This is a genomic window from Fibrobacter sp. UWH4 (assembly GCF_900142475.1).
Lineage (GTDB): Bacteria > Fibrobacterota > Fibrobacteria > Fibrobacterales > Fibrobacteraceae > Fibrobacter.
Genome location: NZ_FRAY01000002.1, coordinates 99,147 through 112,801, shown reverse-complemented (window position 1 = coordinate 112,801; position 13,655 = coordinate 99,147). Strand labels below are relative to the sequence as shown.

At 51.6% G+C, this 13,655-nt stretch carries 8 protein-coding genes; 6 read left to right on the top strand and 2 right to left on the bottom strand.

Going from position 1 to position 13,655, the window contains the following annotated elements; genetic code table 11:
- Entirely contained in the window at positions 1-2,763 is a 2,763-nt protein-coding gene (locus BUA93_RS03300) for a TIGR02171 family lipoprotein (protein WP_254793828.1), read from the top strand.
- Positions 2,764-2,768: 5 nt separating this feature from the next.
- Entirely contained in the window at positions 2,769-4,364 is a 1,596-nt protein-coding gene (locus BUA93_RS03295) for a hypothetical protein (RefSeq protein ID WP_072977424.1), read from the top strand.
- Between the two features lie 52 nt (positions 4,365-4,416).
- On the opposite strand, the gene BUA93_RS03290 is transcribed toward BUA93_RS03295, so the two are convergent.
- Positions 4,417-5,784, bottom strand: a complete 1,368-nt coding sequence (locus tag BUA93_RS03290) for a cellulase family glycosylhydrolase (protein ID WP_175547362.1) — start codon at positions 5,782-5,784, stop codon at positions 4,417-4,419.
- 205 nt (positions 5,785-5,989) lie between these two features.
- On the opposite strand from BUA93_RS03290, the gene BUA93_RS03285 reads away from it, so the two are divergent.
- Positions 5,990-7,219, top strand: a complete 1,230-nt coding sequence (locus tag BUA93_RS03285; RefSeq protein WP_072978071.1) for a PD40 domain-containing protein — start codon at positions 5,990-5,992, stop codon at positions 7,217-7,219.
- Here the strand turns inward: BUA93_RS03285 and BUA93_RS03280 are convergent.
- A complete protein-coding gene (locus BUA93_RS03280; RefSeq protein ID WP_072977421.1) occupies positions 7,193-7,951 on the bottom strand; it encodes a TrmH family RNA methyltransferase in 759 nt (252 codons plus the stop codon). The genes BUA93_RS03285 and BUA93_RS03280 overlap by 27 nt on opposite strands.
- A gap of 127 nt (positions 7,952-8,078) precedes the next feature.
- Between BUA93_RS03280 and surE the strand changes: the two genes are divergently transcribed.
- From surE to BUA93_RS03265, 3 genes are all read left to right on the top strand, one after another.
- Positions 8,079-8,885, top strand: a complete 807-nt coding sequence (gene surE / locus BUA93_RS03275; RefSeq protein WP_072977419.1) for a 5'/3'-nucleotidase SurE — start codon at positions 8,079-8,081, stop codon at positions 8,883-8,885.
- A gap of 51 nt (positions 8,886-8,936) precedes the next feature.
- The gene (gyrA, locus tag BUA93_RS03270) at positions 8,937-11,639 is read left to right on the top strand and encodes a DNA gyrase subunit A (protein ID WP_072977418.1); all 2,703 of its coding nucleotides are present in this window, start codon (positions 8,937-8,939) and stop codon (positions 11,637-11,639) included.
- A gap of 235 nt (positions 11,640-11,874) precedes the next feature.
- Complete coding sequence (locus BUA93_RS03265; RefSeq protein ID WP_072977416.1) at positions 11,875-13,581, top strand: glycoside hydrolase family 11 protein; 1,707 nt, start codon at positions 11,875-11,877, stop codon at positions 13,579-13,581.
- Positions 13,582-13,655: the final 74 nt, after the last annotated feature.

Below are 13,655 nucleotides of genomic sequence, written 5' to 3'. Positions count from 1 at the left end.
GTGGACTTCTTGAGATTTGTTTTACCGGTCATATTATTCATCTTTTGGGCAGCTTGTTCCAATTCGGAAGGGGTGTTTTCGGAAAATTCTACGAACATAGAGATTGAGGGTGATTCGTTAGTAGGAATGCACCGTATCAAGGCTACTGGCGAATCGATTCTCTTGGGAACCAACGAGGTGACGGCGAAAGCAAATGAGCGACCGTCGATGAAGGCTCGTTTTGACTATGATTTTTCGATGGGACGCACCGAAGTCACCTGTGCTGAATTTAACGATTTGATGACGGCAAGGGGACTTTCTTTGTCGTGTGAGGCTTCGGTTCCTGCGACGAACATTACCTACTACGATGCGGTCCTTTTTGCAAATGAACGTAGCAAGTCCGAGGGCTTTGATACGGCTTATACTTACAGCCGCGCCATTTTTGATTCGGAAGGACATTGCTTAAATTTGGAAGGCTTTGCGTACCGTCCCGAAAAGAACGCGTATCGTTTGCCGACCGAAGCGGAATGGATTTTTGTGACAACGGCGAGCTGGAACGTAGCTGGCGGTTGGACCTCCGAAAATTCGAATTACAGGTTGCATCCCGTCTGCGAAAAAACGGATTCGTCTGTGCATTTTTGTGATGTTGCGGGAAACGCCATGGAGTGGGTGAACGACTGGCTCGGAAAGTTCCGCGATACGACGGTGACGAACTTTGTCGGAGCTCCCGATGGTGGCGCGCTTGGACAGCGTATCGTGAAGGGAGGTAGTTACCGCAATTCAGCGGAATCCGTTACTCTTTACAGTCGCGGGGATGTATACACGGTGACGTCGTCGACGAGGGCTGATTATGTGGGTTTCCGTCTTGCTTTTGGTGCGATTCCTGGGGCGACTTGGATGGGAAACGATGGTAAGGCGTCATCGAGTCGCGTAGTCCCTTTGACGAGTTCCGCAACGGTGCGTTCCCTATTTCAAACCTATAGGGTCAAGTTGGCTTTCCGGGACGATAAGTCGGGAAATTTAGCGTATATCGACTATTCCAGCGGAAATCTTTCTGTGTATGAAATAGAGGATACGCTTGAGGTTTACCATCCTGAAATTTCTCCTGACGGCAAATATGTCGCTTTTTGTACGGGACTTGAAGGAGTGTCTGGAAAATCTGATGTTTATGTGCGGGATCTGAATGCAGCAGTTTCCAATTTGGTGAAACTGGAAGTTGAATCGGCTGCGATTCCGCGTTGGCGAGTGCTAGAATCAGGTGAAACGGTAATCGTCTATGTGACCGATGCGGGCAACAACAAGGAAGAAACCGCTTTCAAGTCGGCATCAACCTGGCAGGTGCCTTTTGCGAATGGTAAATTCGGCAAGCCGCAAAAGCTTTTTGATGGAGCTTACCACGGCGGTATCAGCGAAGACAATACCCTTGCCGTGACAGGGGCGAGACTTCTGCGAGCCCGCCTGGCGAATAAAGGCTCAACGGTAATGTCGAGTGCCCACGATACGGTGTGGTATCAAAATGAGGGTGTGGCCGAACAGGCTTGCAATGCGTCGCTTGCCAAGGACAGCTCCAAGCGTACATTGTTCCTTGACTTCGGTGGAAAAACAGGTCGCGAATATGCGGGTGTCAATTATGGAACGCACGAACGTCTTCTTGTTGTTGATAGCGTCGGCAATCTGGTTCAGACTCTTGCTGCTCCTGCGGGTTATTCCTTTGACCATAGCGAATGGGTGACGAACGGTAATTATGCCGTGGCGACCCTTGCGAATGCGAACGGCGCCCATACAAAAATTGCACTTATTGACTTAAACGACGGCAACATCGTGGAACTTGTAGAGGGGGATGAACTTTGGCACCCGAGCTTGTGGAGTAGTGATGTCCAGACTTCGGTGAGCGAATTTGTCTTTGACCTGGACAGTGCGGGAGTGTATTTTGTGGAAGGCCAGGATTGGCCGCACGAGGCGTTGGCCTATAAGATGAACCTGATGTGGAAATATGCGAACCAGGTGGAGATTCTGTGTGTCGGCAGCTCCAGAACCGAAGACGGCATTGTTGCAACCAAAATAAAGTCGGGATTCGCCTTGAATATGGGACATTCGGGAAATGATATGAACGCCTCGCTTTATGTTGCAGAAAATTATGGGGCGAAGCATCTGAAAAATTTGAAGACAGTTGTTGTTTCGCTGGATTTTGATTTGTGGCAAAATAAAACAGATTTCTCTGATTACCTGTTCATGAATATTCCAGGTTACATTTATGACAAGAACCATTTCTTCTGGGAAAATGAGGATATGGCTGATTTTTCGCAGATCGTCGAGGCCGTTTCGCCTTTTTCGACGATTGCGATCGAGGTCTACGGACAATCAAGGGGCTGGGTGGGAAATGAAGCGGCTGAATGGGGCGTCCCTTTGGTGGAGTCTGATTCTAATTGGTCTAAGACGCAAGCGCAGGCTCTGGATTGGAACTTGGCTCGTCTAGAATCTTTCGCGAAGGAAATGGACCGTTTGCAAATCAACGTGATCGGGGTGATCTTCCCCCAGAATCCCCGTTATCGAGAAACGGGTTCCTGGGGCCGTTACGGCCCTCAGCGTTCTGCCGCCGCAAAGTATATAGAAGCCGTTCAGGCATTGGCTGATCGCATCCCTCATTTTAACGTTCTTGATGAAAACCGTAACGGAAATCATGATTACATCGACCAGATGGCTCTCAATACGGACCATTTGAGTATCAAAGGTGCAGAACAGTTGACTGCCCGTCTGGATTCCCTGTTAATTACTTTGGAATAGCATAGATGCGGTTGCTGTCGATTGCCGTCATACTTTTTTCCATCTTTCCACTGACCGATACGGATATCTGGTGGCATTTGGCATGTGCCCGGGAGTGGGTGACGACATGGACTCCAGTGCGAACGCCCGTTGTGAATGTGCATGAATATTTTCAGCTGGTGGTAGGCTTTGTTTACAGTCTCGGTGGCGCTCCGCTTCTCGTTGCGTTCAAGGCGTTTCTTTGGGGCGTCACGTTTACACTTTTCTTGCTGCCGGCCTCCCAAAAATGTCGTTGCGAAACCCGAAAAGTCGCGGCATTCTCTAGTTGCATGAGTCTACCTCTAGTTGCTGTTGTTCTTCTTTTTATATTCCGCTATCATTTTGAGATTCGTCCAGTGCTTTTTTCACTCCTGTTCCTCGGAATCTACTGGAATGTCTTGCCTCGTATTTTTGGATATTGTCATAGCGATTCCCTCCGGGATGCGGCATTTTCAAGTAACGATCATCCTGGAGCGCATCGCGCGATGGGATCCAGAGAGCCATTTCAAGATTCAATAACTTGTTTTCAATCCTCTAAAACCTGTAAACTGATGTTTGTAACTTTAGTCCTTGTCGTTCAATTCCTTTGGTGCAAATGTCAGGGGCTTTATATTCTCGGTCCGTTTTTTGCGTTGCTTGTGCTGCTTGCGAAAATTTGGGATTCTCGCAAAGGTGGAAAAGTTTTTCCGCCAAAGGCTGTTACGTGGCGCGTCGCTTTTGTGGCAGCGTTGTTTGCGATGCCCTTCTTGCACCGTGAGGGATTGAACCTGTTCCTGTATCCGTTCGGCTTGCTGGACCGTCTGTTGGGTATGACTCCTTCTGCTGCAATCTTTGCCAGTGAAATCGCAGAGAACCGCTCGCCGGTTACCTTGCTGCTGGCGGGGGAGAATACACTCCAAAGTGCCTTGATGATTGTATTGTGCCTGGTTGGAATTTTTTTTGCAATAAAACGTTTCATTTGCCGTAATTCAGAATTTGGAGCTCGGAATTCAGAATTGATATGGCTTATGATAACAGCCATCCTTGCCCTTGTTGCCGAGCGCAACTTTGTGCTGTTCTTACCGGTACTAATAGGAGTGTTGACAACCTCCTCAAAGCAACCGAAGGTTGCGACCTCGTCCCTCATCCTTCGCGTTCCTCTTCCTACAGTCTACTGCCTACTGCCGACTTTCTTCATCTTGGGTCTCTGGGCGCGTTCCCTTTCCGCCTACGACAATTCTATGGTCGCCTACCAGCGTGTTCCCGTCGAAGCAACGCGGTGGATGCAAGAACATCCGCACCAGGGGCGACTTTTTAATGATGACCGCGCCGGGGGCTACCTTGCCTTTGTGAATCCCGCAGATTCCATTTACATCGATGGGCGCTTCATTCTAAAAACTGCCGACTTCTTTGAAAATTATCTCGCGTACGCGACCCATCCGGAGCGATTCCCGTCGGATGCCGATTCCTTAGGCATCGACCGAGCCTTATTCCCGCTGCAGTATTACGCCCGCTGGGACGCCCTGCTGCAGACTCTCGCAAAATCCCCCCGCTGGCACCTTGCCTACCGCGACGAATATTTTGCCGTATTCGATAAAAACTAAAAAGAGGTGCGACCTGTGTCGCACCTCCTTCTCTCTCGTTGGTATAACGAACTTACTTGATCTGGAATACGCGCGTCATTTTGGACGAATCCTTAATGATGCGAGCGAAGTACTTGCCTGCCGGGAGGCTTGCGAGCGAGAGTGAACCGCTCACGTTTTCAAGAACCATCAGGCGATTTCCCTGGAGATTGTAAATTTCAACGGTTGCTGGGGCTCCAGCAATGTGGAGTGTCTTGCCCGCAAAGGTTACATTGTAGTTCAGATCGGTCTTGGCAAATATCGGGGTTTCTCCTCCGCTTTCACCGCCGTTCGCGCACTTGGTGTAGCTGGTGGGGTTGGAGGCAAGGTAGCCCTTGACCATGTTGCCGGAAGTGGTGTACTGGAGCGAGGTCTTGCTCGAAGAACCCTGGAATGCGGCGGTTCCTTCGCTAATTTTGGATGCGGACCAGTTCGCCCAGGAGAGTTTATTGCCGTCTATCCAGTTTTGCCAGCCCGTGTTCTTGCTCTGGTCCGGTTCGCCACCGCCATCGGCGTTACCCGTACCCCATTCGGAAACGAATACGGAAAGACCCGCATCGATTGCCTGCTGTGCATTTGCGCCTTCGCAAGCAGATCCCCAGGAGGTCTGTCCGCTCCAACAGTGAGAATTGGCGTAATAATGGAATGTGTAGGCGATGTTTTCGCCAGAAACTGTATTGCCGATCGCTTCTTGCGGATTCTGGTCGTACTGCCTGTTGCCGACAAGAATCAAGTTGTCGGAATGCTGACGGATGACGGGTACGATTTTTTCGGCATAAGTCTTGATCTCGCTCCAAGATGTAGATATGGGCTCGTTATAAAGTTCAAAGATGACGTTGTCGTACTTACCCCACTTTTGGGCCATTTCGGTAAAGAACTTGGTGGCGTTGTCAACTTCAGAGTGCGCCTGGTGAGAATGCCAGTCAATAATGACGTAAATGTCGTTTTCGATTGCGGCCTGTACGACCGTGTTCATGAGGCTTGTCTGGAATTCAGGGTCGGATGCGTAGCCGGTGATGTGCTTGGACTTGTCGTCACCGCAGCTTTCAGAACCGTCTTTACAGCCCCACCAGTCATCGGTTGTGGTTGCCATGGCGGCGCGCACGACTTGAATATTCATGTCGCGGACCATAGTGGAAATGCCTTCGGATGTCCAGAATTCCGTTGCCTTGGGCAAAAGGCTCCAGTAAAGGCTCATGCCGCGTACCTGGACTTCGGCACCGTCCTTGACGCCTTCGCAGCTGCCGTAAATGCGGCCTTTGCCTTGCGAGTTCTTGCCGGTTACGAGCTGACCGTACTGGCTGACAGGGCCCACGCGGGTGGGGGTGATGTCTTGGGCTACTGCAAGCGAGGTGCACAGTGCCAAAGACGACAGAAATGCAATTTTCGGTGTTTTTTTCATTGTCGACATCCCTTTTTTTATTGAAAATAAATTTTCATCTTGTAGATGGAAAAAAAATGTGCTGTTTTTTTGTTTACGGATGTGTAAAGTGTGAGTTCTGTCATATTTTTGGGGCTTTGGGTGCCGTTTTTTAGAGGCATTTTACTAGATTACGCAATACAGTATGGTCCGTTCTTACAGGAATGAACCCTTTTTTGAGGTTTATATGAACATGATGAAGTTTGCGATTCCCGCCTTGTTGGCTTTTTCGACTGTTTTTGCCCAGCAAGGGGCTCCGACGGGAGCAGCTGTGGACCCGACTGCCGATGAACAAAAGGCGCTTTCTGCCCTCAGGGGTAAGCTTGAAGGTGCCATTGTTTGGGCGACAAGTCGTGCAAATTCCCATCATGATATTTGGATTATGAACGCTGACGGTACGAATGCCCGCGCACTTACGAGCGGCGACAATGTGGACTGGTTCCCGCGCATTTCTCCGGATGGCTCGACGGTGCTGTTTAACCGCAGCAAGGGCGGTTGGGTACCTGAAAACGATGCGAACTATCCCGAAAAGTGGGACCTTTGGATGGTCGATATTTCGGGCGAAAATGCACGCAAGGTGGTGGACAATGCTACGTGGGGCACCTGGAGGCCCGACGGCAAGTCAATCGTTTTTAGCCGCGCAGGCAAAGTGTTTACGATGGACCTTGCCAGCAAAAAAGAGACTCTCGTGCTCGATGGCGAAAAGGCTTTCAACAAGTCCGGCGTGATTCTGCAGGAGCCGAATATGAGTCCCGATGGTAAGCACGTGGCCATTACGCTCCGCGGTTCCATGCGCGAAACAGGCGTGTGGGATTTGTCGAAGAACGCCTGGACCAAGTCCGGTGACGGTTGCCAGATTGACTGGAATTTTGATGGTAGCAAGCTTTATCGCGTGAACCCCACGGGTAACGGCGGTACCGCTGCTCCGAGCGAAATTCTCTGGTTCAGCGCCAAAGACGGCAAGCAGATTGAAAAGGTGGGCTTCTTTGGCATTCCGAAGAACGTGAAGCTGATGGACTTGCCTGGCCGCCGCAGTCACGAATACTTCCCGCGTCTTTCTCCCGATGGCAAGTGGCTCGTGTGGGGGGCAACCGACAAGGGCCACGACCACGACTTGTTCGACTATGAGCTCTATATCTGGAAGATTGGCGAACCGGTGGAATCGGCAACGCGTATTACGTATCATACAGGTAACGACCGCTGGCCGGACATCTGGCTTGGCAAGGTTCCGGTAAAGGAATCTCCGAAACCTGCTGCCGAAGCCGCCGCAGCTGTTGCAAATGTGCCTGCCGCTGTAGCCGGTGGTGTAAGCGATGCCAAGATGGATGAACTTATTCAGGCCATCGATCGCTTGACCGAAGCGGTGAAGGCGTTGAATAACGAGAAATCGTCAGCCCCTGCCGCAACGGCTCCGTAGGCAGAATGCCATAATGGCGAACGCACCGGCAACGTTCATGCTCGCCTTGCGGCCAGCCATCGGAATAGTCACTTTCATGGTCGCCTCTGCCATCAGCTCGGGGGCGATTCCTAATTCTTCGTTCCCGAGAATGATCAGACCTTTTTCGGGCCATGTTACGTTGTTGATGCTCGGAATATCTTCGCCGGTTTCAAGGGCGATAATTTCGTAGCCGTTTTCTTTATGCCACTTGACGCAGTCGAAGGGGCTGTCCCAGCGCTTGATGGGGATCCATTCCTGGCAGCCGCGAGCGGCGCTTTTTACGGTTACGTGGTCGGGCCCGCAGCTGTAACCGCTCAGGTGGACTCCTTCGAGCCCGAAGCAGTCCGTGCTGCGGATGATGGAGCCTACGTTAAAGGCGCTACGCAAGTTGTGCACGAGTACGGCGAACGGGAGTGGGGCTTCGTTTGCGACTTCGCGGTCCCCCGGTTCCTGCTCCAGGTAAACGTCGCGTTCGAACCCGAGGCCCGCCCGCGTGCGGAACGTCTTGTAGAGGTCGATCATTTGCGCTTGGTTTTTTCCGGTAAGGCGCTCGCTTTCAGGGAGTTTCATCCATTCGGCGTAGGTTTCGAATTCACGCTTGGCGCGGGGCACGTCATCGCCCAGCTGCAAGATGATGACGCGCAAAAGTTCGGCCATGCGCTTGGCCTTGGAGGTCTCTTTGGTAGCTAAAAACTTCTTCTCGGAAAACATGCTCCAAAGATAGATTTTAGAACTTAGTCGGCAGTTGGCAGAACTGGGTTGGATGGGCTTGTAAATGCCATAAAATCTAAGTTCTAGGCTCTAATTTCTGCGCACTATTTTCTATCTTTTATCTTACATGCAAGACTACCCGAAGACACGTGTCCTCATCGCAAACGATGATGGAATCCAGAGTGGCTATATGCTCGCTTTGGCGTGTGCACTCGCCCCTTATGCGGACGTGTGCGTTTTTGCGCCTGAAGTGGAACAGAGCGGGGTAGGACACGCCTTTACTGTTCGACGCGGACTTTCGGTCAAAAAAGTCAAAATTACAGAGAATTCAGCCATTGAGGCGTATTCCATGTCGGGGACCCCTGCCGATTGCGTCAAGTTTGCGTTGGGCCATTTTGCCGCCCATGGACTTACTACCGAGGGGGCCGGTCCGGGGACTTTTGATGTGTGTTTCTCGGGCGTGAATCTCGGCGAAAATTCCGGTGTGTCGTCGCTTTATTCGGGGACTGTCGCTGGTGCCCGCGAGGCTGCCCTTTGGGGTGTGCCGGGCATCGCTCTTTCACTTAGGGGAACGACTCCGAATATGCTCGAAACGGCGAAGGAATTTGCCGTGAAAGTGGTCAAGGACCGTCTGTTCGAACGGATTCCCGTAGGTGTATTCTGGAACGTGAATTTTCCCAAGGCTACAGCCGATACCTTCAAGGGGTACAAGGCGACCAAGATGGCCCTTGGAATGTTTACGGACCACTACTCCCATGAAAACGGACTGTGGCAACTGGATGGCGATAAACTGTGGGACGAACAACCCAAGGATAGCGATGACTATCTGTTGAATCAGGGCTATGCGACGATTACGCCCCACCGCATCGACCAGACCGACGAAGAAAGTTTAGAAGTAATAAATGAAATGTTAGCGGGAGGTGCTTGCGGCTAGGATGTCCTAACCACTAACCACTAACCACTAACCACTAATTGAGGAAAAAGAATGTCAGAAGAATTGGTACCAGGTTCGCAAATCAGGTCCTTAATCGAAAAGGACATGCAGGATTGCTACTTGCGCTATTCCATGAGCGTGATTGTTGCTCGTGCCTTGCCTGATGCGCGTGACGGCTTTAAGCCGGTGCACCGCCGCGTGATGTACAGTATGCATAAGCTCGGCGTGGTGCCGAACAAGCCGACGGTCAAGTCCGCCCGTATCGTGGGTGACGTGATCGGTAAGTACCACCCGCATGGCGACTCTGCCGTGTACGAAACCTTGGTGCGTATGGCGCAAGATTTCTCGCTGCGCTACCCGCTGGTGTTCGGTCAGGGTAACTTCGGTTCTATCGACGGCGACGGCGCTGCCGCTATGCGTTACACCGAAGCCAAGATGAACAACATGGGCGCCCTCATGCTGGAAGACTTGGAAAAAGATACCGTCGACATGGGCCCGAACTTCGATGAATCTTTGGAAGAACCGAAGGTGCTGCCTTCCGCTCTCCCGAACATGCTCGTGAACGGTACCACCGGTATTGCCGTGGGTATGGCGACCTCCATGGCTCCGCATAACCTCCGCGAAATTGCAAACGCCATTCATGCGGTGGCTGAAAATCCGGATATCTCTGGCGAAGATCTTTTGCAGTATGTGTCCGGTCCGGACTTCCCGACCGGCGGCGTGATTTGTGGCCGCGCGGGCATTCGCGATGCTTATTTGACGGGTCATGGCCGCGTGCGCGTGCGTGCCCGTACCGAAATCGATGTCGATAGCCGAGGCAAACCGCGCATTATCGTTTCTGAAATTCCTTACATGGTCAACAAGGCCGAACTCTGTAAGAAGATTGCAGAACTCGTAAAGGACAAGCGCGTTGACGGCATTACCGACATCCGCGACGAATCTAGCCGCGAAGGTATGCGCATCGTGATCGAAATGCGCAAGGATGTGGTCGCCGAAGTTGTCTTGAATAATTTGTTCAAAAATACGCAGCTGCAGACGACGTTCAGCATCTACAACTTGGCGCTCGTCAACAACCTGCCGAAGCTCCTGACGCTCAAGGACCTTATCCAGGTTTACGTGGACCACCGCTTGGAAGTGATTACGCGTTCTACGCAGTTCGACTTGAGCAAGGCCGAAGTCCGCTTGCACATTATCGAAGGGCTCCGCATTGCGACGCAGAACATCGACGAAGTGGTGCAGATCATCAAGTCGAGCCCGACGACCGAAGCTGCAAAGACTGCCTTGCAGGACCGCTTCAACCTCGACGACATTCAGTCGCAGGCGATCGTCGACATGCGCCTTGCCCAGCTCACTGGCCTGAACTTGGAAAAGTTGGAAAACGAATACAACGAACTCGTTGCAACTGTTGCCGACTTGAAGGACATTCTCGCAAAGCGCGAACGCCGCGTGAAGATTATGCTCGACCGTCTCGATGCAATCGTGGACAAGTGTGGCGATGACCGCCGTACTTCTATCGAAGACGCTGTTGACGACTACGATTACGAAGACCTGATTGCTGAAGAAGAACAGGTGATTACGCTCAGCCGCGAAGGCTACATCAAGCGTTTGCCGATCGATACCTTCAAGGCCCAGAACCGTGGCGGCAAGGGCATTATCGGCGCAACTCTCAAGGAAGAAGACAACGTCGAACAGATCTTTACCGCAAGCACCCACAGCTACTTGCTCGTGTTCACGAACAAGGGTCGCGCTTACTGGACCAAGGTTTACCGACTCCCCGAAGGAACCCGTAACGGCAAGGGCCGCCCAATCATCAACTTTATCGGTCTTACCGAAGGCGAAAAGGTACAGGCGATTGTGCCGGTGCGCAAGTTCGGTGGCAACTTCTGTCTCGTGTTTGCGACCAAGAAGGGTGTCATCAACAAGATGGACCTCACGCTCTTCAGCCGTCCGCGCAAGGCGGGCGTGAATGCCATCAGCTTGGACGAAGACGATGAACTGGTGAAGGTGCAGCTCGTGGGCATGTCTGCCGAAGACTTCAAGGCTAGCCAGGCTGCCGAAGGCGAAGACGCTGATGCCGAAGCCGAAACACAGGCTGCCGAGGCCGCCATCGCCGAGGAATCCGAAGACGCAGAAGATATCGAAGGTCATCCGATTCCGAAGGATTTGCTGATGCTTGCCACCAAGAACGGTCAGGCCGTGACCTTCCCGATCAGCTGCTTCCGCGCCATGGGCCGCGGCACGCACGGCGTGAAGGGCATTACCCTCGCCGAAGGCGACGAAGTGATTTCGCTCCTGTGGCTCAAGGCCGGCAACAAGATCGTGACCATCACCGAAAACGGCTATGGCAAGCGCAGCGAACCTTCGACTTACCGCATTACCCGCCGCGGAAGCAAGGGCGTGCGCAACTTGAACGTGACCGACAAGGTGGGCTCCGCCGTGTTCGTGGAAAGCGTCGCCGATGACTATGACTTGATTATTACCAGCCGCGAAGGCCAGGTGATTCGTATCAAGGCTGCCGATATCCGCCTCACGGGCCGTAACGCCCAGGGTGTCAAGGCAATCAGCCTGCGCGAAGGCGATGTGGTGCAAGATGCGACCGCACTCCCGAGCGTCGAGGATATCGAACAGGATAGCGCCGAGGCGAAGGAAACCTTCGACAAGGTGGAAGGCGTCGAAGTTGACGACGATTCTGTGGAAAAGGTCGAAGACAAGCCGGAACAGCAGATCGGTGTGCCGGCAAACGACGAAGAATAAAACGGTGCGGGGCCTCGAAAGGGGCCTATGCAATCCGTATATAAATAACGCTCCTCTCATGTTTGAGAGGGGCTTTTCTGTATCAAAAACAGGCTTTTTTACTCAAAAATCGCCGTTTTTCCTTTTTTTTTCTGTTGTAAAAGGTAACAACGGATTTTATCCAGTAGAACTTGATTGCCTATGTAGAATAGTATAAATTAGAAGGGAATACAAACCACCCCCTAAGAGGAAAAATATGAGTGTAAAGAAAATTTTAACAACAGCCTTTGCCGTAGCCGCAATTTCGTCATCCATTTCCTGGGGGCAGACCACCCTTAACTGCTCTAATGGCACGTCCCAGAAAATGGGTAGCGGCGCAGGCTATGATTACGAACTCTGGAGCCAGAATGGTGCCGGTAACGCAACTATGACGCTTAACCCGAGCACCGAAAATGGTGGTGCATTCTCCGTTGAATGGAGTGGTACTATCAACATGTTGGCCCGTTCCGGAAAGCGTTGGGGGTCTAACTCTACTGTTACCGTACAGAATGTGGGTAATATTACCTCCGAATTTGAAGTGGAATGGAGCTCCACCGACAACGTGAAGTATGTCAGTGTCTATGGCTGGGGCTATTATGACAAGGCGGACATTCCCAGTGGTTTCACCGATGAAATTGAATACTACATTATCCAGGATCGAGGACCCTACAATCCTACCTCGAACGGTAAATATTTTGGTTCTGCAAAGATCGATGGTATTGACTACGATTTCTATACTACCGACCGTATTCAGCAACCTTCTCTTTCGGGTACCAGCACCTTTAAACAGTATTGGTCCATCCCGAAGAATACGAGCCAGCATCGCACCAAGGGCACCATTTCTATTTCCAAGCACTTCAGCGAATGGGCTAAAGTGGGTATGAAGATGGGTAGACTGTATGAAGTTGCTTCCATGAAAATTGAATCCTACACCGGAAATACGGGCTCTGCAAAAGGTCATGCTACCGTTAAGAAGAACCTGCTGAAAATCGGTGGCAGTGCCGATGAACTTGGCCTCAATGTAACTGCATCTCCGGCTGCTGCAGGTACTGTGACAAAGAGCCCCGAAGCTAACTATTATGCTCCAAAAACAGCTGTACAGCTCACCGCCAAAGCCAACGAAGGCTGGAAGTTTGTGGGTTGGGAAGGTGATGTTACCGGCTCTACCGAAACCATTTCTGTAACCATGGACAAGGAAAAGTCTGTTGTCGCCAAGTTTGAATTGGTCGGCGAAACCACAGTGAACCTTCTTAAGGATGGTGATTTCCCGAGCGGCAGTGTGATTTCTACAAGCCAAGATGCATCTTGGTTCCTGGGGCAGGGTACAAACTGGGGTAACTCTGCTGCAAAGACATCTGTTTCTGGTGGCACGGCTACGGTTGACGTTACCACTATTGGTGCAGAAACTTACCAGCCGCAGCTTGTTCAGTACAATCTGGCTCTTGATAAGGGCATGAAGTACAAGTTGTCCTTTAAGGCTAGCGCTGATGTAGATCGCAAGATTGAAGTTAATTTCCAACAATCCGTAGACCCCTGGGGTGCATACGCCACTAAGGAATTTGACATCACCACTACGGAAAAGGAATACTCATTTATCTTTGCTATGGAAGAAGATACTGATGAAGCCGCTCAGTTTGCCTTCAATTTGGGACAAGCTACAGGTACAGTCAAGATTAGTGACGTCAAGCTGGTCTTCACCACTGGTAGCGAAGGTGGTAATCCCCAGGCAATCGCATCGACGCTGCGCTTGAACGCTGCTGGCAAGACCTACCAGGTGTTCGACATGCAGGGGCGTACGCTCGGTCGTGTCGATGTAGCCAATGGCGCCACCGTTGCCGACGCTCTCTTCGCCAAGTTCCAGAAGGCTGGAGTCTACATGGTGAAGCAGGGAAGCAAGCTCAATCTGGTGCGCGTGACCCGTTAAGAATTTGTCAATTCCTAAAGCACTCCTATATCAAGGATGACAAGAGAACGCCCTGCCACACGGGGCGTTTTTTG